The following is a 21,991-nucleotide window of genomic DNA, read 5'->3' as shown; positions in this document are numbered from 1 at the left end:
TTTTCTCCGACGCTGGCAAGATATTCCTGTTAACGATCATTCTGCTGGCGGGGATTCCCTGTCGTCCCGGCTGGGTTATGCTGCTCCATGGAAGCTTGTCTTGTCACTGGCCAGCCGAGTCTGTCGGCGGTCGACTTGAGGTGAATGTAATGGATGACGCCAAGAACATCTTCGTAGTAGGACTTAACGACTTCAACCGTGAGCGCCTCGAAACCCTGCGAGGGGCCGAGGGCTGGCGCTTTCACGGGCTGATTGCCCCCGAGGCGGTCTACGATACCGAGATATTTGATATCGCCGCCATGCTGGAGGAAGCCACGGCCCAACTCGAGGCCTTCGATGGCTCCATCGATGCCATCGTCGGCTACATGGATTTCCCGGTCTCGACCATGTTGCCGATCCTCTGCGAGCGTTTCGGTATTCGCAGTACCTCGCTTGCCAGCCTGCTGAAGTGCGAGCACAAGTACTGGAGCCGCCGCGTCCAGCACGAGGTGATCCCGGCCCACATCCCGGCGTTCACCGCCTTCGACCCTTTCGATGACGAGGCGATGACCCACATCGGCGAAGCGGGGCTCTACTTCCCCTTCTTCGTCAAGCCGATCAAGTCGTCCGGCTCGCGGCTGGGATTTCGCATCGAGACCCCCGAGGACTTCTATCACGCCATCGCGCAGCTTCGTGATTCCATCGGGACCATCGCTGACCCCTTTAATACGGTGCTGGAGCATGCCAACCTGCCACCGGAAATCGCCGCCGTGGACGGCCATTTCTGCATGGCCGAGGAGATCATCGGTGGCTGGCAGTGCACCGTGGAGGGCTATGTCTTCGATGGTGAGGTGGTCAGCTATGGCATCGTCGATTCGCTGCGCTACCCCCACGTACTCAGCTTCTTCCACTACCGCTATCCCTCGGGGCTGCCGGACGATATCCAGACCACCATGGTGGAGCTGACCGACACCATCATGCGCCATATCGGCTACGACAATGCCGCCTTCAATGTCGAGTATTTCTGGGATGAGGTGCAGGGGCGTGTCTGGCTGCTGGAGATCAATACGCGTATCTCCCAGTCGCACTGCGACCTCTTCGAGAAGGTCGACGGAATCAGCAACCAGCAGGTCACCATCGATTTGGGGCTGGGCCGGCGGCCTGACATGCCACACCGGCAGGGTGAATTCGCCATGGCGGCCAAGTTCTTCCACCGGGTATTCTTTACCGATGCGGTGGTGACACGGGTCCCCACCGATGCGGAACTCACGGAACTCCAGGCTGATTTCCCCGGTTGCCATATCGCCGTTCAGGTGGAGGAAGGGCAACAACTCTCCACTCTCCCCGAGCAGGATGCCTACAGCTTCGCGCTGGCGCATGTCTATATGGGCGCGTCATCGGCCGAGCAGTTGCTCGCTGACTTTGACCGCCTGGTGGCGCGGCTGCCCTTCGAGTTCGACGGCATCCAGGGCTGAGATTTCCGGGAGCGGCACGCAAGACCACACGCAAGACCACAAGGAATCAGGAGTGCAAGGCCATGCGTATCGTTACCGATTTTCCCCGCCGGGTGCAGGAAGAGGAGACCTGGATCCCCCTGGCGGACGGCACTCGCCTGGCCGCGAGGATCTGGCGGCCGACGGATGCTGTTCGTCATCCGGTACCCGCCATCCTCGAGTACCTCCCCTACCGTAAGCGTGACCTCACCGCCGAGCGCGATGTCCAGATGCACTCTTACTGGGCGGGTCACGGCTATGCCGGGGTCCGGGTCGACATTCGTGGCACCGGCGAGTCCGATGGGGTGCTAACCGATGAGTATCTTCCCCAGGAGCTCGACGATGGCCTGGAGATCCTCGAGTGGCTGGCTGCCCAGCCATGGTGCACCGGCGATGTCGGCATGATCGGCATCTCCTGGGGTGGCTTTAATGGCCTGCAGATCGCAGCGCTGCGCCCGCCCCAGCTCAAGGCGGTGATCACGCTCTGCTTTACCGATGACCGCTACGCCGACGACATCCACCACATGGGGGGCTGCCTGCTGGGCGACAACCTCTCTTGGGCCTCGACCATGTTCGACGGCAACGCCTGCCCGCCGGACCCAGAACTGGTCGGTGAGCAATGGCGGGACATGTGGCTTGAGCGGCTGGACGGCAGTGGCCTTTGGTTGGCCCAGTGGCTCGAACACCAGCGACGCGATGACTACTGGAAGCACGGCTCGGTGTGTGAGGACTACTCGGCCATCCAGTGCCCGGTCTATGCCGTCAGCGGCTGGGCCGATGGCTACTGCAATGCCGTCTTTCGGGTGTTGGAGAAACTTTCGGTGCCCCGCAAGGGGCTGGTCGGTCCTTGGGCTCACAAGTATCCCCACTTGGGCGTGCCGGGGCCGGCCATCGGTTTCCTGCAAGAGTCGCTGCGCTGGTGGGATCGCTGGCTCAAGGGTATCGACACCGGGATCATGGACGAACCCATGGTGCGGGTCTGGATGCAGGAGTCGGTAGCGCCCTCGGCGCGTTACGATGAGCGTCCCGGTCGCTGGATCGCCGAGCCAGAGTGGCCATCGCCGAATATCCTGCCAAGCTCTTTCCGGCTCACCGCCGGCCACGACCTCTTGCCCGAAGCCGACGGCCAGGACGATGACACCACCCTGGACATCCGTTCCCCGCTCTCGGTGGGGCTCTATGCCGGCAAGTGGTGTTCCTACAATGCCCCGCCGGACCTGCCCCATGACCAGCGCGATGAGGACGGCGGTTCGCTGATCTTTCAGACCCCTCGCCTGGACGCGCCATTGGAGATCTTCGGTTCGCCGATCGTCGAGCTTGAACTCTCGGCCGACCAGCCCGTGGCCATGGTGGCGCTGCGTCTCTCCGACATTGCCGAGGACGACAAGGCCACACGGGTCTCCTATGGTTTGCTCAACCTGACTCACCGCGATAGCAACGAATTCCCCGAATCCCTGGAACCGGGCAAACGCTATCGGGTACAGATTCCCCTCAAACACATTGCCCAGCAATTCGCCGCCGGACACGCCATTCGCCTGGCAGTTTCCACCAGCTACTGGCCGCTTGCCTGGCCGGCGCCTCGGCCGGTGCGGCTGACCATCCTGCCGAGCCGCTGTCGCCTGGTGCTGCCGGTGCGTGCGCCGCGACCTGCCGAGGAGGCCGCACTGCCGGCCTTTGGAGAGCCTGAGGGCGCGCTTCCGCTGGCCAAGACGCTGCTGCAGCCGACTCAAGAGAGCTGGCGCGTGATCCGCGATCTCGCCAACGACAAGACCACCCTCGAGGTGGTCAACGACGAGGGGCGTTACCGCATCGACGAGATCAATCTGGAAATCGCCGCTAAAGTCACCGAACGCTACAGCTATTCGTACGGCAGCTACGACAACCTTAGCGGCTGGACCGAGTGGCAGCGCAGCTTCAAGCGCGGCGATTGGGAAGTGCACACTTTGACGCGCACCCTGCTGACCAGCGATGCCGACAACTTCCGCATTCGTGCCACCCTCGATGCCTGGGAAGGTGAGACCCGAATCTATGCGCGTACCTGGGACGAGACGATTCCCCGTGACCTCGTCTAGTCTTGGCGAGGCTGCTATCGTGGCGTCCTGACTTTTACCGGGACGTCCCGTATGAGCCTATCCCCTGTTCCCTTGCCGGCGACACCGCGTGCCTCGAAGAAGGAGATTCTCGGCTGGGCGATGTTCGACTTCGCCAACCAGGCTTATACCCTGCTGATCATCACCGTGGTGTTCGGCGAGCTGTTCACCACGGTCATCGTCGGCGAACGCGGCGATGGCTACCGGCTGGCTAACCTGCTGTGGAGCCTGGCGCTGGCCACCAGCTACCTGCTGGTGGTGATCACCGGGCCGCTGTGCGGGGCGGTGATGGATTACCAGGCCGCCAAGAAGCATTTTCTGTTCGTCAGTTATGTCGCTACGGTGGCGACCACGGCCATGCTCTATTTCGTGGCGCCGGGCTATGTGCTGTTGGGCCTGCTGCTGATCGTGGTGTCCAACTACGCCTATTCGATGGGTGAGTCCTTCATCGCCGCCTTCCTGCCCGACCTGGGGCCGCCAGAAGATCTGGGCAAGATCTCCGGCTTCGGCTGGGCGCTAGGCTATGTGGGTGGGTTGTTCGCCGCCGGTTTCACGCTGTTGGTGCTGGGTGAGGCGACGGCGGAAAACTTCGAACGCGTTCGCTGGGTCGGGCCGTTTGCCGCCGGTTTCTTCCTGATTACCGCCATTCCGACCTTTCTGTGGGTGAAGGAGCGCGGCACGCCGCAGCCGCCCGGCAAGCCCTATCGGCAGATCGCCATGGAGCGCGTCGCCACGACCCTGCACGAGCTCAAACGCTTTCGTGATCTGGGTCTCTTTCTGGTATCGCTGCTGTTCTCCATGGCCGGGATCTACATCATCATCGCCTTCGCCTTCATCTATGGCGCCCAGGTGATCGGCTGGGACGCGGCGACCCGCAATATCATGTTCATCATCGTGCAGGTCACGGCGGCGGCGGGCGCGCTGGGGTTCGGCTTCCTACAGGATCGCATCGGCACCCGGGTCACCTACCTGTTCACCCTGATGCTGTGGGTGGCGGCGATCATTGCCATCTGGGCCACGCCCCAGCTCACGACTTTCCTGAATGGCCGCCTGGGTCTCGACTGGCAGGCCCAGCATCTGTTTCTGGTGGTCGGCTGCCTGGCGGGGCTCTCCCTTGGTTCCAGCCAGTCGGCCAGCCGCGCCCTGGTGGGTCTTTTCTCGCCCACGCGCAAGGCCGCCGAGTTCTTCGGCTTCTGGGGGCTGGCCAACAAGCTCGCCGGGGTGATCGGTATCATCGGCCTGGGGGTTCTCCAGTCGGTGGTGGGGCTGCAGGCCTCGATTCTGCTTTGCGCGGCGCTGTTCATCCTGGCGATCGTCATTTGCCTGGGCGTCGACCAGACAAGGGGTCAGCAGGCGGCACGGGATTGGGCAATGCGTGACCGCGAAGCCTCGAGAGGGGAGGCCGGCCCCGAGGCGGGCCTCGCCCAATGAGCGACCCGCTGTTGCTGTTGCTCGTCACTACGACTTTTCTGGCCGCCGGCAGCGTGAAGGGGGTGATCGGCATGGGCATGCCCACGGTCTCGCTGGCGCTGCTCACCGCGACCCTGGGGTTGCAGCCCGCTATGGCGTTGTTGCTGGTGCCGACCATGGTAACCAACGTCTGGCAGGCGCTGATCGGCGGCCGGTTCGCTGCAATCGTAGGCCGTCTCTGGCCGTTCCTGTTGGCGTCGGTGGTGGCCGTCTGGCCGGGTGTGATGGTGCTGGCGCGTGTCGACCCGCGCTGGCTGTCGCTGCTGCTGGGCCTGCTGATCGTCGGCTATGCGTTGATGAACCTCGGCGCTGCCCGGCTCTCCTTGCCGGTGCACCATGAGCGCCGCGCCGGCCTGTTGTCGGGGCTCGTCAATGGCTTGTTCACTGGCATGACCGGGTCGTCGGTATTTCCGGGCGTGGCCTATCTACAGGCGCTGGGGCTGCCACGTGATGCCCTGATCCAGGCCATGGGCATCCTGTTCACCGGCTCGACGCTGGCGCTGGGACTGGCTATGGGCGGCCAGAACCTGCTGAGCGGCCAACTGCTCGGGCTCTCCACGCTGGCCCTGGTGCCGGCCCTTGTCGGCATGCAGCTGGGGCAGCGGTTGCGTCACCGGCTTTCCGAGGTCGTCTTTCGCCGCGTATTCTTTGCCGGCTTGCTGGCCATGGGCGGCTATCTCACGATACGTTCGCTGCTGGGCTGACCCTCGCTGGGAATGACGATGTACCATGATGGTCATAACGGATAGCGGCTGATGGTCGGCCGGGAGGGTCTGTCATGAGCGAAGAGCGTTCTACCCGGCGTGCCGGGTTCGGCATGATGCTGCTGTTCTGGATGCTGCTTTTGGGCACCGGAAGCTGGTGGTTCCATGGTTATCTGGAGAGCCAGCGCAATCCGAATGCCCACCTGGTCAATGCCGTGGGCGGTGAGGGCGAGCCGGTGGTGCTGGAGCGCAACCGCTCGGGCCACTTCGTGGCCACCGGGCGCATCAATGGCGAGCCCGTAGATTTTCTGCTCGATACCGGGGCGACCTACGTGGCGGTGCCCGGCGACCTGGCCGAGCGGCTGGGGCTCGCCCCAAGCGGCAGCGCCTGGTTCAATACCGCCAACGGACTGGTGCGCGGCGAGCTCACCACCCTCGATGAGGTGAGCCTGGGCGGCTTTTCTGCCAGCCAGGTACGAGGATCCATCAGCCCGGGCCTGGACGGTGATACGGCGCTGCTGGGAATGAGCTTCCTCAACCGTTTCGACATCGAGATTCGTGACTCGCGGATGATGCTTCTTCCTTCGCAACGCAACTGAGGTGCTTATGGCGAAGCCCAAACGCGGTCGCTGCGCCGGCAAGCCCGGTCAGATCCCCGCGGCCGGATGGCTGGATATCCTGTGGCGCGTCAAGCAGGAGACGCTTCAGGATCTCGTCGCCATGATGGCCGCTGGCATCGCCTTCAATGCCATGCTGGCGCTCTTTCCGACCATCGCCGCGATCATCTCGATCTGGGCGCTGGTGATGAACCCCCAGGACTTGGCGAATCAAATTGTCGAGCTCAGCCGCTATCTGCCGCCCGAGGCGTCGAGCCTGATCAACGACCAAGCTCGCAAGATAGGGGGGAGCACCAGCACAGGCCTTAGCCTGACGGCCCTTGGCAGCGTGGTGGTGGCGATGTTCGTTGCTTCCAAGGGTGTGCTGTGGATGGTGGTGGGGCTGAATGTGGTATATGGCGAAGCGGACCGCCGAGGGCCGCTGCACCGCGGCTTGATCGTCGCGGCGCTGACGCTGGGGTTGATCCTGGTGCTGCTCATCACCATCGCCTTCGTCGCCTTCTTCCCGCTGGCTATCGGCATGCTGGGCCTCGATACACAGCTGGTCACGGTGATTGTGTGGCTACGCTGGCCGGTGCTATTGCTGGTGATGATGCTGGTCATCGGCGTCTTCTACCGTTTCGGACCCTATCGGCGGCCGCCGCGCTGGCGTTGGCTCAGTGTCGGCTCCATCATCGCGACGCTGATGTGGCTGATCGGCTCCGGCGGGTTATCGTTCTATTTCAGCCGGGTGGTCAATCTGAGTGAGGTCTATGGCTCGTTGGGTGCGGTGGTGATGCTGATGCTGTGGTTCTGGCTCTCGGCGTTCGTCGTGTTGCTGGGCGCGGAGTTTAATGCCGAAATGGAGCGCCAGACCTACCGCGATACCACCGTCGGCGAACCACGTCCCCCGGGCGAGCGCAATGCCTACGCCGCCGACACGTTGGGGCGCAAGTGGCCCTGGCGGCGTGTCGGCCGGAAACGCCACTCAGCCGTTCAAAACGCCCCCGATCAAAACGCTGACGATCGAGGAGATTCTTCATGACACTGACCGATCGGCTCGACATCGACCTGCCGATTCTCCAGGCGCCCATGGCGGGTGTGCAAGGCAGTACACTGGCCGCCGCCGTCTCGGCGAGCGGCGCGTTGGGCGCCTTGCCCTGTGCGATGCTCGGCCCTGACGCCATGGCCGACGAGCTCGCGCTGATTCGCAAGCGCACCACCCGGGCCCTGAACGTCAACTTTTTCTGCCACACCCCGCCCGTGCCGGACGCCGACCGCCAGGCCCGGTGGCACGCCGCGCTGGCCCCTTACTACGCCGAGTTCGGCCTGGATATCGACAGCGTGGCCTCGGTGCCCGGGCGCCGGCCCTTCGATCATGAAGCCTGCGACGCGCTCGAGGTGTTTCGTCCCGAGGTCGTGAGCTTTCATTTCGGTCTGCCGGCACCGGAATTGCTGGCGCGCGTCAAGGCCTGGGGCGCGGTCGTCCTGTCGTCGGCGACCACGGTGGAGGAGGCGCGGTGGCTGGAGGCGCGTGGTGTCGACGCGGTGATTGCACAGGGCCTCGAGGCCGGCGGTCATCTCGGCATGTTCCTGAGTGACGAGCTTACCCGCCAGGTCGGCACCTTCGCGCTGCTGCCGCAGATCGTTGCCGCGGTCGAGGTGCCGGTCATCGCCGCCGGCGGAATCGCCGATGCTCGTGGCGTGACCGCGGCACTCGCACTTGGCGCCTCGGCGGTGCAGGTCGGCACCGCGTTCCTGTGTTGCCCCGAGGCCACCACCTCGGCGCTACATCGCCAGGCACTGCAAAGCGACGCGGCACGCCATACGGCGCTGACCAACCTCTACAGCGGTCGTCCGGCCCGCGGCATCGTCACCCGGCTGATGCGCGAACTCGGCCCGATCAGCGCAGCCGCCCCCGCCTTTCCGCTTGCCACTGCCGCCATCGCCCCGCTGCGCGCCGCCGCCGAGGCGCAGGGCAGCGGCGACTTTTCGCCGCTATGGGCCGGGCAGAATGCCAGCGCCTGTCGCGCGATACCGGCGGCCGAGGTGGTAAAGGCGTTGGCGACGGGGCTGTAGAAGGGGTTGTAAACGCTGCGTCAGGCATCACCTGCTGTCGCGGCCCCGGCGGGCTTGGTATCATGGATGCATGAACAGTGCTTTCCCTCCTTCCGCGGTGACCGCGCCGCTGGACGATCCTTTCTACTACTTGGTGAACTTCCGCTTCGTGCTGGAGTGGGTTGCCGAGCGCCATGGGGATCTGCTGAACGAGACGGAGCGCGATTTCATCATCGGCTTCGCTGTGCTGCCGCGGCCGACCCAGGCGCTGCTGGTGCGCATGGTGATGCGCAAGGGTGAGCATTTTCGCCAGGCGAAACTCGCCTATGCCGAGATCGGCGACACGTCCGCGGCGCTTGCGTCGCTGGTCGAGGCCGGCTGGGTCGATCCCGACCCGGTGCTGTCGCTGGAGGTCCTGTTTCGTCAGCTGCGCCTGAAGGAGCTGCGTAACGCCCTGGCCGGCGAATCCGCGGCGGCAGGATTGACGAGCACCGCGGGTAAGGCGCAGCTGCACGAGGCGCTGTCGCCGCGGCTTACCGAGCCTCGCCGGCTCACTGACTGGTGGCCGTCGGCAGCGGATCGGATCGTACGCCTCACCGTCATGGCGACTTGTGACCGGCTGCGGCTGATGTTCTTCGGTAACCTGCGCCAGGACTGGTCGGAATTCGTGCTTGCCGAGCTGGGCCTCCAGCGCTTCGAGCGTGTCCCCTTCGCGTCGTCGTCCCGCGTGTTCCAGCACCGCCATGAGGTCGATGCCTATCTCGCCATGCACCGGCTGCGTGAGCGTCTGGAGGAGGGCGAGGCGTCGGTCTCGCTACACGCCGAGCTGCCCGATATCCCCCCGGACAATGCCTGGCTGTACGGGCGGCGCAATCGCTTGCTCTACCAGCTGGGGCGCGAGGCCGAACGGGCAGGGCAGCTCGATGCGGCCGTGGCGTTATATGCCGAGGCAGGGCACGGCGAGACCGGCGAGCGCGAGGCACGCATCCGCCATTTACGCCTGCTGGAGCGGTGCGGCGAACACGCGCGCGCGCATACCCTCGCCGAGCGTGCTTTGGGTACGATAGCTGATGGCTCGGGCGATGACGCCGAGGCTCAGGCGCTTGAGCGCCTGCTGCCGCGGCTCCGCCGTCGGCTGGGTCGCCCCGCGCTGCCGCGTGCGGTCGAACCCGTCACCGAACGCTGGTCGCTGTGTCTGCCGTCGCTCGGCCGTGACGGCACGGCGTGTTGTGTGGAACTGGCCGTGCGCGATTATCTATCACGCGAGCGGGCGCCGGTGCATTACGTGGAAAACACCTTGCTCACCGGGCTCTTCGGCCTGCTCTGCTGGGAGGCGGTCTTCGCGCCCCTGCCCGGCGCCTTCTTCCATCCCTTTCACAGCGGCCCGGCCGATCTCTATCGCGAGGATTTCGTGAAGCGTCGCCGCGAGCGTTTCGCTGCCTGCCTGGGCAAGCTTGCCGACGGCAGCTACCGGGAGGCGATCCGCGCCACCTGGCGAGAGAAATACGGCCTCGTATCACCCTTCGTGAGCTGGGGCGTGCTTAACGAAAGCTTGATCGATCAGGCGCTGGATGGCCTGCCGGCCGAGCACCTGCAACTGTGCTTCGAGCGGCTGCTCAGTGATCTCAAGGCCAACCGCGCCGGTCTGCCGGACCTGATCCAATTCCTGCCGCAGGCCGGCGGCGTGGCGCCGCGCTATCGGTTCATCGAGGTCAAGGGACCGGGGGATCGTCTCCAGGACAACCAGCGCCGCTGGCTGGCGTTCTTCCACCGCCATGCCATGCCCGCCGTCGTTTGCCATGTGACCTGGCAGGCGGAGCCATGACTCCAAGGGAGGACTACCGCGTTGCCGTCCGCGCATTGTGCGACTTTACCGCGCGAAGCGGCGATCTCGACCACCGCTTCACGCCCTCGCCCAGTGCCCGGGAAGGCATCGCCGGCCATGCGCTGGTCGCGGGGCGCCGTGGCGATGCCTACGAGGCCGAACTGACGCTCACCGGCCGGGTCGAGGGGCTGACCGTGTCCGGCCGCGCCGACGGCTACGATCCAACGGCGAATCGCCTGGAGGAGATCAAGACCCACCGCGGACGGCTGGATCGCATGGCCGAGAATCAGCGCGCCCTGCATTGGGCGCAGGTAAAGGTCTACGGGGCGCTGCTGTGCGCCGAGCGGGGCCTTGGCTCGGTGACCCTGGCGTTGGTCTATCTGGAGGTGGCGACCGGGCGCGAGACGGTGCTGGCCGAGACCACCACTGCCGATGACCTGCAGGCGTTCTTCACCACGCAGTGTCGCCGCTTTCTCGCCTGGGCTTGGCAGGAGGCCGCGCATCGCGTTCACCGCGACGCCGCCCTGCGTCGGCTGCGCTTTCCGCACGCGTCGTTTCGCGTCGGCCAGCGCGAACTCGCCGAGGGCGTCTACAAGGCGGCGGCCACCGGACGCTGCCTGCTCACCCAGGCGCCCACCGGTATTGGCAAGACGCTGGGGACACTCTTCCCCCTGCTCGCGGCCATGCCACGCCAGTCGCTTGACCGCATCGCCTTCCTGACCATGAAGACCCCGGGGCGGCGGCTAGCGCTGGACGCGCTGGTCAGCCTGGGTGTCGAAAAACAGACGAGCCCGACGAATAACGACGGTGAGCGCGATGCGAGAGCTGAGCGAGATGAGAAAGGTGAGAAAGGTGAGAAAGGTGAGAAAGGCGCCTTGCCGCTGCGGGTGCTGGAACTGGTGGCCCGCGACAAGGCCTGCGAGTATCCCGACCGCGCCTGTCATGGCGAGGCCTGCCCGTTGGCGGCGGGCTTCTACGACCGGCTGCCGGCGGCACGTGAGGCCGCGGTCGCGCAGGGCTGGCTCGATCGCGAGGGCCTGCGCGAGGTCGCCCTGGCGCATCGGGTCTGCCCGTATTATCTGGGCCAGGAGCTGGCGCGCTGGTGCGACGTGATCGTCGGTGACGTCAACCACTACTTCGATGCTAATGCCCTGCTGCATGGCCTGGCCCAAGCCAACGGCTGGCGGTTCGGCGTGCTGGTGGACGAGGCGCACAATCTGGTGGCACGGGCCAGGGGCATGTACAGCGCCGAGCTGGACCAGCGGCGCCTCAACCGCCTGCGTCGCTTCGCACCCGAGGCGTTGTCCCGGCCACTGGCACGCGCGTCGCGGCAGTGGCAGGCCCTCGTGCGCGAGTCGGCGTCCCAAGAGCAGGGCGCGTCGAACTATCGCATCCTCGAGGCGCTTCCCGGCAAGCTGGTCGCCGCGATGCAGCAGCTGGCCAGCGCGATCACCGAGTACCTCGGCGAACACCCGGAGCAAGCCGGCACCGAGCTGCAGGAGGTGCTGTTCGAGGCGCTCGCCTTCTGTCGGCTCGCCGAGTCCTTCGGCGACCACTCGCTCTGCGACCTGTCCTGCGCGGGGCGCGGCCGTGCGGTGCTGGGGCTGCGCAACCTGATACCGGCGGACTTCCTGATGCCACGCTTCACCGCGGCGCAAACCGCGGTGTTGTTTTCGGCGACGCTGACGCCCGCTCACTATCATCGCGACCTGCTGGGGCTTCCGGTCGACACCGTGTGGCAGGAGGTCGATTCACCCTTTGTCGCGGACCAGCTCGAGGTGCGTATCCGCGCGGATATCTCCACCCGGCTGCGCGATCGCGACGCCTCGATCGCGCCCATCGTCGAGGAGCTCGCTCGACAGTATCACCAGCGGCCCGGCCATTATTTGGCGTTCTTCAGCAGCTTTGCCTATCTCGAGTCAGTAATGGCGCGGCTTCGTGAGGCGGCGCCAGAGATACCGGTGTGCGCCCAGCGGCGCGGCATGCCGGAAGCCGAGCGCGACGCCTTTCTGGCTGGGTTCGCCAGCGGCGGCCGGAGCATCGGCTTTGCGGTCTTGGGGGGCGCCTTCGCCGAGGGAATCGACCTGCCCGGCGAGCGGCTGATCGGCGCCTTCATCGCCACCCTGGGGTTGCCGCCCTTTGATGATTTCAACGAGGCGCTCAAGGCCAGGCTCGAGGCTCGCTTCGGCCGTGGCGACGAGTACGCTTACCGGGTGCCGGGTCTGATCAAGGTAGTGCAGGCGGCGGGGCGGGTAATTCGTGGCCCCGAAGATCGCGGTACCCTGGTGCTGATGGACGATCGTTTCGCGCGCCGCGAGGTGCGTTCGCGGCTACCGGGGTGGTGGCGTTTACCCGCCGGCTGACTTGGTGGCGCTCTTGATGGCGGGGCTGGTCGTGGCAATATCCTCGTCGGCCTCGTAGAGCGTCTCCAGTTCCCGCGCGGCCTCCTGGATCGTCTGGATGAGCTTCTTCTCGTTGCCGAACACCTCGAGCTGGCGCAGCAGGGCCTGCTCGTCGTGTGTACGAAAGGTATCGACGGTGTGCTGGGCCTGCTCGGCAGGAATGCCCAGTCCGATCAGCGCGTCGCGGGTCAACTCGAGGCTCGCGGGCAAAAGCTCGCGCACGATATGCGTCACCCCGGCGCGCATCAGCAGGTGGGCGTGATAGCGGTTCCGCGCCCGGGCATAGAGCTTGAGATGCGGAAAGTGGCGCCTGACCTGCTCGACGATACGCATCGAGGCCGGGGGGTCGCCGACGGCGACTACCAGAATCCTGGCCCGCCTGGCGCCTGCGGCCTCGAGCAGGTCGGTGCGCGAGGCATCGCCGAAATATACCTTGTTGCCGTAGCGGCGCACGAACTCCACCTGGTCGGCGTTGATATCCAGCACGGTGTAGGGAATCTTCAGCCCCTGCAGGGCGCGGCCCATGATCTGCCCGAAACGGCCGAAGCCGGCGATCAGGATTTCCGGAGACTCGTCGGCCGGGCTGTCGAAGACCGTCTTCTCGCGGCGCTTGCGGAACAGCTTGCGCACACCGTGGACGTGCACCTGGAAGAGCAGCGGCGTGGTCGCCATGGAAAGTGTGATCACCAGGATCAGCAGGCCGACCAGATCGGCGTCTAGCAGGGTCGCGGTGGCAGCGGCGGATAGCAGCACGAAGCCGAATTCACCGCCCTGGGAGAGCAACACGCCGAGGGTGATCGACTCCTTCCAGCCGCGGCCATAGAGGCGCGCGGCCAGGCCCACCGCGATACCCTTGAACACTACCAGGCCCAGCGTCAGCGCGAGAATCGTCAGCGGCATCTCGGCCAGCAGGGCAATCTGGGCGGTCATGCCCACGGCCATGAAGAACAGCCCCAGCAGCAGCCCTCGGAAGGGTTCGATATCCGCCTCGATGCTGTGGCGGTATTCGGAATCGGCGAGCAGTACGCCGGCCACGAAGGCGCCCAGCGCCATGGACAGCCCGGCGAGTTCCATGAGCAGGGCGGCGCCGATGACCACCAGCAGGACGGTGCCGGCGAACACCTCGCGGCTGCGGGTAGCGGCGGCGTAGTGAAACAGCGGGCGCAGCAGGAAGCGGCCGCCGATGATCAGGCCCGCGAAGGCGCCCGCTGCAACCACCACTTCGCGCAGCAGCGGCAGGGCCCCGTTGGCCATCAGGCTGTCGGCGGCCAGCATGGGGATCGCCGCCAGCACCGGAATAGCCGCGAGATCCTGGAACAGCAGCAGGGCGAAGGAATTGCGACCGTGGCGGGTCTGCAGCTCCTTGCGTTCGCCGAGCAGATGCAGCACCAGGGGGGTGGAGCAGAGCCCCAGGCTGAACCCCACCACCAGCGCGGCCGCTGGCGCCAGGCCCAGCCACCAGGCAGCCATGGAAAGCAGCGTGGTGGTCACGGCCACCTGCAGGCTACCGAAGCCGAAAACCGATTTTCGCATCACCTTCAGGCGCGAAGGCTTGAGCTCCAGGCCAATTACAAACAGCAGGAAGACAATGCCGACCTGAGAGAACTGCAGTACCCCATCAGCATCGGGGACCAGCGCCAGCACCGAGGGACCGATTACCACCCCGGCGGCCAGGTAGCCCAGCACCTCACCCAGCCCCAGCCGCTTGAAGATCGGCACGATCATCACCGCGGCGGCGAGAAAGATGAGGATGTTGAGCAGCAATCCAATGGCCAAGGGCGTCTCCTTTCGACTGACGAGCAAAAATTTCGACTGGCGAGCAACGTTTCGAGCGACAAGCGAAGGCGCTATTCTACCTCACCCGGCCCTTCGCGCCGCGCCGCCCGTGACGCCTTTTGGTGTGTTGGGACGTCGGGTGGCCACGCCGCAAGATTTGTACAGCACTATCGCGCTATGGTAATGAAGGGGTGGCAATGTGCCGAACTGACAAGGAGACGTCGAATGGGTATCGAAATAGGCGGTTTGCTGGGTCTAATCTGGCTTATCATCGTCATCTGGGCGATCGTCAAGGTTGCCAAGAGTTCGGCGGGTGGCCTTGCCAAGTTATTGTGGATTCTCGTTCTGCTCTTCTTCCCCTTGGTCGGGTTGATCATCTGGTTCCTGTTCGGTCCCAAGGGGTAGCGATCCTGACGGGCACCGGTTTGATCGGGCAGGCTTACGCTTGCCCGTTCTCGTTCAGGACGATGATTTTGCGGACCGGGTGGGGCGAAAGTCCTCCGGTTCACCTTGGTCGCATTTCACACAGTCGAGCAGTATGCCCAGTCTCGACCGACGGCCGGCCTGGGTCGTCACCCAGGGCCGTTCAACCCAGGGTGGCTGATGGCGCACATGCTGGTGGTGGCCGCACGCCAGTTCCGCCACCCAGTGATGCTCGTCGTCGCGGTGATAACCGATAATGGGTTGCTGCATCAGATAAACGGCAGAGGCTGTGGGTCATTGCTCGGGAGGCTTGTAGTGGCCAGGAACCCGCACCCGTTCGCCGTTGGGCAGGTCACGGACATGGGAGGGAACGAAAACCCGTTTGATCACGCTCTTGGGTTCGCTCATGGCGAAAGTCTCCTGATCTGGCTGTTTAACATACCCACATCACGTTAGTCCTCGCGCGTGCCGCAATCAATATGCCGTCGCTATTTCTCGCAGGATTTGGTGTCGTTGTTTGTCCACGTGAAGGCGACATGGCCTTTTTCGGGTATCCTTCAGCCATTGACGGTTGCCACCCGGCGATGGGGGCGCGTCACGACCCGATCACCTGCCTGTCAGGATGGATATAGAGGATGGAAGACAGCTTGGAACACCAGGAACAAGATCATGTGCTGATCATCGAGGACGATGAGCGGCTTGCTGGCCTAACGCGCGATTATCTGGAGGCGAACGGCTTTCGTGTCACGGTCGAGCCCGATGGCTCTCTCGGGGTCGAGAGGATACTGACCCTGCATCCCGATCTAGTGATTCTCGATCTGATGCTGCCCGGCGAGGACGGCCTGTCGATCTGCCGCAGGGTGCGCGGCGAGTATCAGGGGCCGATCCTCATGCTCACCGCACGCACCGATGACATGGATCAGGTGCTGGGGCTGGAGATGGGCGCAGATGATTACGTACCCAAGCCGGTTCAGCCCCGCGTCTTGCTGGCGCGCATGCGGGCTCTGCTGCGGCGCACCGATATCAGCGAAGTGAGTGGTGAGCCCCGTCTCGTCTTCGATAACCTCGACATCGACAGCGCGACCCGGGAAGCCTGGCTAGCCGGTGAGCGAATCGATCTGACCAGCGCCGAGTTCGACCTGCTATGGCTGTTGGCCAGCAATGCGGGCCGAGTCCTGACGCGTGAAGAGATCTTTTCCCAACTGCGCGGCATCAAGTATGACGGACAGGATCGCTCCATTGACGTGCGAGTCTCACGGATCCGCCCCAAGATCGGCGACGATCCGAATCATCCGCATCGCATTAAAACAGTACGCAGCAAGGGCTACCTCTTCGTCAGGGATGGTTGAGCGCGATGTCGAGGTCATCCTTGTCTATCGGTTCTTTCCAGCGGTTCTACCTTATCCTGGCCATGATCCTGCTAGCGGCGGGCGCCCTGGCCATGACGGGGCGCATGTTGATCGAGCAGGTGCGCCTCGAGCAGTACCGTGAGGATCTTGCGCAGGCGCCGATGCGCTGGTTGAGCGGTCGTCTCGCCGACCTTGAGCCGGCGCAGCGTGACCAGTGGCTGGCCGGGATGGCGCGTGAACTCGATATCGAGATGCGCTTGTCGCCTCTCCGAGAAAGCGATCACGGCTTCTTTGATCGTCAGCGGCTGCAGAGTGGGCGGGTACTGGTCAATCGCGCCGAGGGAGGCTGGCGTCTCAGTCAGGGGTTGCCCGACGAGTCACGGGTGATCGAGGCCTGGTTCAGCGGCTTCGACGAGCGACAGCTGGGCCGGGTGATCCATCACATGGGCAGCTGGTTAGCCGATGGCGATGCAATACGGCGACAGTATCGAGTGGGGCGCCTACAGGCGGCGGATATGCCGGTCACGTTGACCAGCCAGCCGCCAGAGGGGTTGGAAGAAACCCAGTTGACCGAGCTGGCATCGGGCGAGCCGCTGATCAAGCTGATCAGCCGCCAGGGCGGTCTCAACGTCTATCAACAGGTGACCACCCCGTCCGGATTGCCACGCTGGTTGTCAGTCGGTCCGTTTTTGCCTTTCGAACCGATGCCATGGTCGCTGCATCTCCTGTTGATACTCTTCATCCTGGGGATGTCGGCCATTCCGATCTATCTGGTGATGAGTGCCCTCGAGGCGCGTATGGCCAGGCTGGAACTGGCGGCCTCACGAATCGCCGCGGGACGTCTGGATACGCGCGTCAAGGTCGAGAGCGGCGACTTCCTGGGCCGTCTGGGCATGGCATTCAATGGCATGGCGGCGCAGGTCCAGTCACTATTGCGTGCGCAGCAGGACATGATTCGCGCGGTGTCCCACGAGCTTCGCACGCCGGTCGCGCGCATTCGTTTCGCCATGCAGATGGTCGAGGACATGACCGACGATCCCGCAGTCCGGCGGCAGCTGGAAGGCATCGACGGGGATATCGAGGAGCTCGACGGCCTGATCGATGAAATCCTGACCTATGCCCGGTTGGGCAGCGAAGCGGTCAACGGACAGGAAATGTCGGCGTCACTGGTCGACTGTCAGGCCATGGCGCTGCGGGTCATCGAGGCCTTGCGGCCCCTGCATGGTCATCTGTCGATCGAGCTGGCCGATGGGGGCGAAGTGGAAGTGGACGCCGAGCCGCGCTATCTCCAGCGGGCGTTGCAGAACCTGGTGGCCAATGCCTGCCGGCATGCGCAGAGCCGGGTCGTGATTCGACTATACGGCGAACCGCGTCTGGTACGCATGGACGTGGAAGACGACGGCCCCGGCGTGCCGGTCGCCGAGCGCCTGGAAGTCTTCAAGCCCTTCGCACGGCTCGATGACAGTCGCGCTCGTCGTTCGGGCGGCTATGGCCTGGGACTTTCCATCGTGCAGAAAGTCATGACCTGGCATGGCGGCAGTGTGGCAGTGGATGACAGCCCGGATTTGGGTGGAGCCCGTTTTACACTCCTGCTGCCGCGCCGGCCAGTCATGCCGGCTTGATGCCTTCCAGCACCGCGAAAGAGGTCTCGCGTGCGGTGCGCAGGAAATCCTCCATCCACGGTGCACCGCGGCTCTCGTCGCGGATTGCGGCGAACAGCGTGCTCCACACGCCTTTCTCGCCGAGCGCCACGGCGCTCACGTAGCGACGTTCTAGGTATTCGGTCAGTGCCCAGTTAGGCAACGCACAGACCCCCCGACCGCTGGCCACCAACTGCATCATCATGATGGTCAACTCCGCGGTTCGCACTTCTCGTGGTCGCAGGCCGGCGGGATCAAGGAACTGGGTGAAGACGTCCAGCCTGGCATGCTCGACGGGATAGGTGATTAGCGTCTCGGCGGCTAGCTCCCCGGGCGTGACGAAGTCCTTGCTGGCCAGGCGGTGCTGGCGGGACACCGCGAGCAGCCCCTCGTAACGAAACAACGGCTCGTAGCTGATTCCGGCCAACGCCTGAGGATCGGCAGTGATCACCAGGTCGAGCTGTTCGCGGGCAAGCGCCGGCAGCGGATCGAAATGGTGTCCTCCGGGGATGTCGATCTCCACTTCCGGCCAGTGGTTGCGGAAGTGATCGATGGTCGGCATCAGCCACTGGAAGCAGCTATGGCACTCGATGGCCATGTGCAGGCGTCCCTGCTCACTGCCGGCCAGTCGCGCCAAGTCACGCTCGGCCATGCGCACCTGGGGAAGGATTTGCTCGGCAAGGTTCAGCAATCGTTGCCCGGCACGCGTGAACTCCACGGGGCGTGTCTTGCGCACGAACAGCGGGCCGTCCAGCCGCTCCTCCAGATCCTTGATCTGGTGCGAGAGCGCCGACTGAGTGAGGTGCACCCGTTCGGCAGCCTCGACCAGCGAACCGGCATCCCGCAAGGCGATCAGGGTGCGCAGATGGCGTAGCTCAAGCATGACAATGAACTCACTTCATAGTGAAGATGTGAAAGTTTAGTTTGATTCACCTCTGCATGCCAGCAAGACTGTTCCGAATTGCTTATGCAGAGAGGAACTAACATGACATTGACTCATATTGCCGGGTATCCGCGGATCGGCGCCGGACGCGAACTGAAGAAAGCAACCGAAGCCTACTGGCAGGGAGAAATCGAACGTTCCGCGCTCGAGGCCACGGGCGCTGAACTGCGCCAGCGTCATTGGGTAGAGCAACGTAAGGCGGGGCTTGACTGGGTGACGGTAGGCGATTTCGCTTTCTACGATCAGGTGCTCGACCTTTCAGTCATGCTCGGCGCAGTGCCGGCGCGCTTCCAGGCCGATGGGGAAATAGCCGACGGCCAGGTGGACCTGGATACCGCCTTTCGCATGGCACGTGGCCGGGCGCCCTCCGGCGAGTCGGCCGCCGCCTGCGAGATGACCAAGTATTTCGATACCAACTACCACTATCTGGTGCCCGAGCTGCACGCGGGTCAGACCTTCCGCCTGGCCAGTTCAACGCTGTTCGACCAGGTCGATGAGGCACTGGCGGCAGGCCATCCGGTCAAGGTGACGCTGCTCGGGCCGCTGACCTGGCTCTGGCTGGGCAAGGTCAGGGGCGAGCCTTCGACAGGCGATGCCTTCGACCGTCTGACCCTGCTGGAATCGCTGTTGCCGGTCTACGGCGAGATCCTCGCACGGCTTGGTGAACAAGGCGTGGAGTGGGTGCAGCTCGACGAGCCGGCTCTGGTGCAGGACCTGCCCCGTGCCTGGCAGCAGGCCTATGAGGCCGCCTACAGCGTGCTGAGCCGCGCTCCGGTGAAGCTGCTGCTGGCCAGTGCCTATGGCGGCCTGGGCGACAACCTGGGTCTCGCCGTCAACCTGCCGGTGGCGGGACTGCACATCGATGCCGCACGCGCCCCCGAGCAACTTGAAGCGGTGCTCGACCGCCTACCCGCCTACAAGGTGCTCTCCGTGGGGGCCATCGATGGACGCAATGTCTGGCGAGCCGACCTGGCCCGGCTACGCGAAGGCTTAAGGGAAGCACACCGGCGCCTGGGCGAGCGGCTATGGCTGTCGGCGTCTTGTTCCTTGCTGCACGTGCCGGTGGATCTCGACAACGAGCGCGATCTTGATCCCGAAATGAAGCGCTGGCTGGCCTTCGCACGCCAGAAGCTTGATGAGATCGTGACCCTCGCCCGGCTGCTCGATGGTCGCGATACGCCACGCGAGCGCGAGCGTCTCGAGGCCGCCAGCCTGGCGCTACAGGCCCGCCGCGAGGCCGCACAACTGCACCGTCCCGCGGTGGCTGAACGGCTTGGTCGGGTCAGCCCGGAGGATACAAAAAGAGCGAGCGCCTATCCGCAGCGCGCCGTGGCGCAGCGACGGGCACTGGATCTGCCGCTGTTTCCCACCACCACCATCGGCTCCTTCCCCCAGACGACCGAGATTCGTGCGACCCGACGCGATTTCAAGCGCGGTGCGCTATCGGCGGAGGCCTACGAGGCGCGGATGCGCGAGGAGATCGCCGAGACCGTGGTGCGTCAGGAGTCGCTGGGACTCGACATGCTGGTGCACGGTGAAGCCGAGCGCAACGACATGGTCGAGTACTTCGGCGAAAAGCTCGAAGGCTATGTCTTCACCGCCAACGGCTGGGTGCAGAGCTATGGCTCGCGTTGCGTCAAGCCACCGATCATCGTCGGTGATGTCAGTCGGCCCGGCCCCATGACGGTGCGCTGGAGCGAGCATGCCCAGTCGCTTACCGACCGGCCCATGAAAGGCATGCTGACCGGCCCGGTGACCATGCTGCAATGGGCCTTCGTTCGGGACGACCAGCCCCGCGAGGTCACCTGTCGTCAGATCGCCCTGGCGCTGCGCGATGAAGTGCTCGACCTGGAGGCGGCGGGCATCCGCGCCATCCAGATCGACGAGCCGGCGCTAAGGGAGGGACTGCCGCTGCGTCGCGCCGAGTGGCCGAGCTATCTCGCCTGGGCGGTGGAATGCTTTCGCCTGACGGCGGCCGGGGTCAGCGACGCGACCCAGATCCACACCCACATGTGCTACGCGGAATTCAACGACATCATCGACGCGATTGCCGCCCTCGACGCCGACGTGATCACCATCGAGACCTCGCGCTCGGCCATGGAACTGCTCGACGCCTTTCGCGACTTCGCCTACCCGAACGAGATCGGCCCAGGCGTCTACGACATTCACTCGCCCAACATTCCCGAGGTCGACTGGATGGTCGCCCTGATGGAAAAGGCCGCCGAGCGCATCCCCGCCGAGCGGCTTTGGGTCAACCCCGACTGCGGTCTCAAGACGCGGGGCTGGGCAGAAGTCGCCCCGGCGCTGGCCAATATGGTCGAGGCCGCCAGGACGCTCAGACAGCGCCATGGCTGACAGCGTGGCGTATCAGGCGGGCGTTGAGTCGGTAGCACGTACGTCATGTTGCGGTGACTGGTATCCTGTTTTCCTTATGGACATTCGTCGCACCCTAGGAGCTGCCATGCTGCCCCCCGTTTCGCTTGTCGCCCGTGGTCTCACGCCGCGTTTCATGCCGCTCATTGCCGGCCTGCTGTTGGCCGGTTGTGCCGTATCGTCAAGCGAGCCGGTCGCACCGCCCGAGGTAGCCGACCGCGACGACTCGTCGAGCGACAAGGTCGTCACGCCCACGGCGCCGCTGATGCCCTCGAGCTTCTTCGCCAGTGAGGCGGAGGCCTTCGTCGCCTGGCGTTGTACCCCCGACCAGGACCTGGTCACCGCGTATGGCGACGATGAGCTGCGGCTTTGGTCGGCGCACGGCGCCTGGCGGCTGGCGCCGGCCGTGGTGGCCAGTGGCGCGAGCTATCAACAGGGCGAGCTGAGCCTCTGGGACAAGGGCGAGGAGGCCGTGGTGGAAGGGCCGCGCGGGCGACTCGACTGCACCCGCGACATGACGCGCGAGGCGATGACCCGCCAGGACCGCCCCGGCGTAATGTTCCATGCCCGGGGCCAGGAGCCGGGCTGGACGCTCAGCCTGCCAAGCGACCTGCCGGAACTCGACCTGCTGCTCGATTACGGCGAACGTCAGCTGACCCTGCCCTATCGGGTAACGGCGCTTGATAACGCCGAGGGGCGGATGCAGCTTGCCAGCGGCCGGGCCGACACGCCCTTCGAGCTGCGCCTGGAGGCCGCCGCCTGCTTTGACAGCATGAGCGGCGAGCCTTTCCCGACCCGCGTGACCCTGACCCTCGACGGCGAGACCTACCGCGGTTGCGGTCAGGGCATTGCGCCCTGACCGGCAAAGCC

17 protein-coding genes are annotated in these 21,991 nt (G+C 64.8%); 14 read left to right on the top strand and 3 right to left on the bottom strand.

Features of this window, described 5'->3' with window-relative positions:
* The first annotated feature begins 149 nt into the window (after positions 1-149).
* The 9 genes from KG088_RS09185 to KG088_RS09145 all read left to right on the top strand — a co-directional run bounded on the left by KG088_RS09185 (position 150) and on the right by KG088_RS09145 (position 12,578).
* Positions 150-1,454 carry an ATP-grasp domain-containing protein gene (locus tag KG088_RS09185; protein ID WP_213825222.1) on the top strand — a complete coding sequence of 435 codons (1,305 nt, stop codon included), beginning with the start codon at positions 150-152 and terminating at the stop codon, positions 1,452-1,454.
* Between the two features lie 62 nt (positions 1,455-1,516).
* Positions 1,517-3,544 carry a CocE/NonD family hydrolase gene (locus KG088_RS09180; protein ID WP_213825221.1) on the top strand — a complete coding sequence of 676 codons (2,028 nt, stop codon included), beginning with the start codon at positions 1,517-1,519 and terminating at the stop codon, positions 3,542-3,544.
* A gap of 51 nt (positions 3,545-3,595) precedes the next feature.
* Positions 3,596-4,993, top strand: a complete 1,398-nt coding sequence (locus KG088_RS09175) for an MFS transporter (RefSeq protein ID WP_213825220.1) — start codon at positions 3,596-3,598, stop codon at positions 4,991-4,993.
* Positions 4,990-5,736, top strand: coding sequence for a sulfite exporter TauE/SafE family protein (locus KG088_RS09170; RefSeq protein ID WP_213825219.1), 747 nt, complete (start codon positions 4,990-4,992; stop codon positions 5,734-5,736). The genes KG088_RS09175 and KG088_RS09170 overlap by 4 nt, the downstream gene beginning before the upstream one ends.
* 74 nt (positions 5,737-5,810) lie before the next feature.
* Positions 5,811-6,335 (top strand): retropepsin-like aspartic protease family protein, encoded by a 525-nt coding sequence (locus KG088_RS09165; RefSeq protein ID WP_213825218.1) that lies wholly within the window; start codon positions 5,811-5,813, stop codon positions 6,333-6,335.
* 7 nt (positions 6,336-6,342) lie between these two features.
* Positions 6,343-7,377, top strand: coding sequence for a YihY/virulence factor BrkB family protein (locus KG088_RS09160; RefSeq protein ID WP_213825217.1), 1,035 nt, complete (start codon positions 6,343-6,345; stop codon positions 7,375-7,377).
* Positions 7,374-8,411: an NAD(P)H-dependent flavin oxidoreductase gene (locus KG088_RS09155; RefSeq protein ID WP_213825216.1), complete on the top strand. Its 1,038-nt coding sequence runs from the start codon at positions 7,374-7,376 to the stop codon at positions 8,409-8,411. Before KG088_RS09160 ends, KG088_RS09155 begins: the two co-directional genes overlap by 4 nt.
* Positions 8,412-8,481: 70 nt before the next feature.
* Positions 8,482-10,215, top strand: a complete 1,734-nt coding sequence (locus KG088_RS09150) for a VRR-NUC domain-containing protein (protein ID WP_213825215.1) — start codon at positions 8,482-8,484, stop codon at positions 10,213-10,215.
* Positions 10,212-12,578, top strand: coding sequence for an ATP-dependent DNA helicase (locus tag KG088_RS09145; protein WP_213825214.1), 2,367 nt, complete (start codon positions 10,212-10,214; stop codon positions 12,576-12,578). Before KG088_RS09150 ends, KG088_RS09145 begins: the two co-directional genes overlap by 4 nt.
* Here KG088_RS09145 and KG088_RS09140 read toward each other — a convergent pair.
* The gene (locus KG088_RS09140) at positions 12,564-14,393 is read right to left on the bottom strand and encodes a monovalent cation:proton antiporter-2 (CPA2) family protein (RefSeq protein WP_213825213.1); all 1,830 of its coding nucleotides are present in this window, start codon (positions 14,391-14,393) and stop codon (positions 12,564-12,566) included. The two genes, KG088_RS09145 and KG088_RS09140, sit on opposite strands and share 15 nt — an antisense overlap.
* 225 nt (positions 14,394-14,618) lie before the next feature.
* Here KG088_RS09140 and KG088_RS09135 point away from each other — a divergent pair, with 225 nt between their 5' ends.
* The gene (locus KG088_RS09135) at positions 14,619-14,798 is read left to right on the top strand and encodes a PLDc N-terminal domain-containing protein (RefSeq protein ID WP_213825212.1); all 180 of its coding nucleotides are present in this window, start codon (positions 14,619-14,621) and stop codon (positions 14,796-14,798) included.
* 54 nt (positions 14,799-14,852) lie between these two features.
* Here the strand turns inward: KG088_RS09135 and KG088_RS09130 are convergent, their stop codons facing one another.
* Entirely contained in the window at positions 14,853-15,086 is a 234-nt protein-coding gene (locus KG088_RS09130) for a DUF3565 domain-containing protein (RefSeq protein ID WP_213825211.1), read from the bottom strand.
* A gap of 365 nt (positions 15,087-15,451) precedes the next feature.
* On the opposite strand from KG088_RS09130, the gene KG088_RS09125 reads away from it, so the two are divergent.
* On the top strand, positions 15,452-16,165 hold the full coding sequence (locus KG088_RS09125; RefSeq protein ID WP_213825210.1) for a winged helix-turn-helix domain-containing protein: 714 nt from the start codon (positions 15,452-15,454) through the stop codon (positions 16,163-16,165).
* 5 nt (positions 16,166-16,170) lie between these two features.
* Positions 16,171-17,787 carry an ATP-binding protein gene (locus tag KG088_RS09120; RefSeq protein ID WP_213825209.1) on the top strand — a complete coding sequence of 539 codons (1,617 nt, stop codon included), beginning with the start codon at positions 16,171-16,173 and terminating at the stop codon, positions 17,785-17,787.
* On the opposite strand, the gene KG088_RS09115 is transcribed toward KG088_RS09120, so the two are convergent.
* The gene (locus KG088_RS09115; protein WP_213825208.1) at positions 17,774-18,688 is read right to left on the bottom strand and encodes a LysR family transcriptional regulator; all 915 of its coding nucleotides are present in this window, start codon (positions 18,686-18,688) and stop codon (positions 17,774-17,776) included. The genes KG088_RS09120 and KG088_RS09115 overlap by 14 nt on opposite strands.
* Positions 18,689-18,790: 102 nt before the next feature.
* Between KG088_RS09115 and metE the strand changes: the two genes are divergently transcribed.
* Both metE and KG088_RS09105 read left to right on the top strand, forming a co-directional pair.
* Positions 18,791-21,103, top strand: a complete 2,313-nt coding sequence (gene metE / locus KG088_RS09110; RefSeq protein WP_213825207.1) for a 5-methyltetrahydropteroyltriglutamate--homocysteine S-methyltransferase — start codon at positions 18,791-18,793, stop codon at positions 21,101-21,103.
* A gap of 106 nt (positions 21,104-21,209) precedes the next feature.
* Positions 21,210-21,980 carry an MliC family protein gene (locus KG088_RS09105; protein ID WP_250148171.1) on the top strand — a complete coding sequence of 257 codons (771 nt, stop codon included), beginning with the start codon at positions 21,210-21,212 and terminating at the stop codon, positions 21,978-21,980.
* Positions 21,981-21,991: the final 11 nt, after the last annotated feature.

The organism is Halomonas jincaotanensis (assembly GCF_018448785.1).
Taxonomy (GTDB): domain Bacteria; phylum Pseudomonadota; class Gammaproteobacteria; order Pseudomonadales; family Halomonadaceae; genus Halomonas; species Halomonas jincaotanensis.
Note: the sequence above shows the minus strand (reverse complement) of the source record. Positions and strands in the feature narration are given on the sequence as shown.

Excerpts from the sequence above, each read along its gene's own strand:
- KG088_RS09185 (WP_213825222.1), top strand. The coding sequence starts at position 150 with ATGGATGACGCCAAGAACATCTTCGTAGTAGGACTTAACGACTTCAAC.
- KG088_RS09180 (WP_213825221.1), top strand. The coding sequence starts at position 1,517 with ATGCGTATCGTTACCGATTTTCCCCGCCGGGTGCAGGAAGAGGAGACC.
- KG088_RS09175 (WP_213825220.1), top strand. The coding sequence starts at position 3,596 with ATGAGCCTATCCCCTGTTCCCTTGCCGGCGACACCGCGTGCCTCGAAG.
- KG088_RS09170 (WP_213825219.1), top strand. The coding sequence starts at position 4,990 with ATGAGCGACCCGCTGTTGCTGTTGCTCGTCACTACGACTTTTCTGGCC.
- KG088_RS09165 (WP_213825218.1), top strand. The coding sequence starts at position 5,811 with ATGAGCGAAGAGCGTTCTACCCGGCGTGCCGGGTTCGGCATGATGCTG.
- KG088_RS09160 (WP_213825217.1), top strand. The coding sequence starts at position 6,343 with ATGGCGAAGCCCAAACGCGGTCGCTGCGCCGGCAAGCCCGGTCAGATC.
- KG088_RS09155 (WP_213825216.1), top strand. The coding sequence starts at position 7,374 with ATGACACTGACCGATCGGCTCGACATCGACCTGCCGATTCTCCAGGCG.
- KG088_RS09150 (WP_213825215.1), top strand. The coding sequence starts at position 8,482 with ATGAACAGTGCTTTCCCTCCTTCCGCGGTGACCGCGCCGCTGGACGAT.
- KG088_RS09145 (WP_213825214.1), top strand. The coding sequence starts at position 10,212 with ATGACTCCAAGGGAGGACTACCGCGTTGCCGTCCGCGCATTGTGCGAC.
- KG088_RS09135 (WP_213825212.1), top strand. The coding sequence starts at position 14,619 with ATGGGTATCGAAATAGGCGGTTTGCTGGGTCTAATCTGGCTTATCATC.
- KG088_RS09130 (WP_213825211.1), bottom strand. The coding sequence starts at position 15,086 with ATGCAGCAACCCATTATCGGTTATCACCGCGACGACGAGCATCACTGG.
- KG088_RS09125 (WP_213825210.1), top strand. The coding sequence starts at position 15,452 with ATGGAAGACAGCTTGGAACACCAGGAACAAGATCATGTGCTGATCATC.
- KG088_RS09120 (WP_213825209.1), top strand. The coding sequence starts at position 16,171 with ATGTCGAGGTCATCCTTGTCTATCGGTTCTTTCCAGCGGTTCTACCTT.
- KG088_RS09115 (WP_213825208.1), bottom strand. The coding sequence starts at position 18,688 with ATGCTTGAGCTACGCCATCTGCGCACCCTGATCGCCTTGCGGGATGCC.
- metE (WP_213825207.1), top strand. The coding sequence starts at position 18,791 with ATGACATTGACTCATATTGCCGGGTATCCGCGGATCGGCGCCGGACGC.
- KG088_RS09105 (WP_250148171.1), top strand. The coding sequence starts at position 21,210 with ATGCTGCCCCCCGTTTCGCTTGTCGCCCGTGGTCTCACGCCGCGTTTC.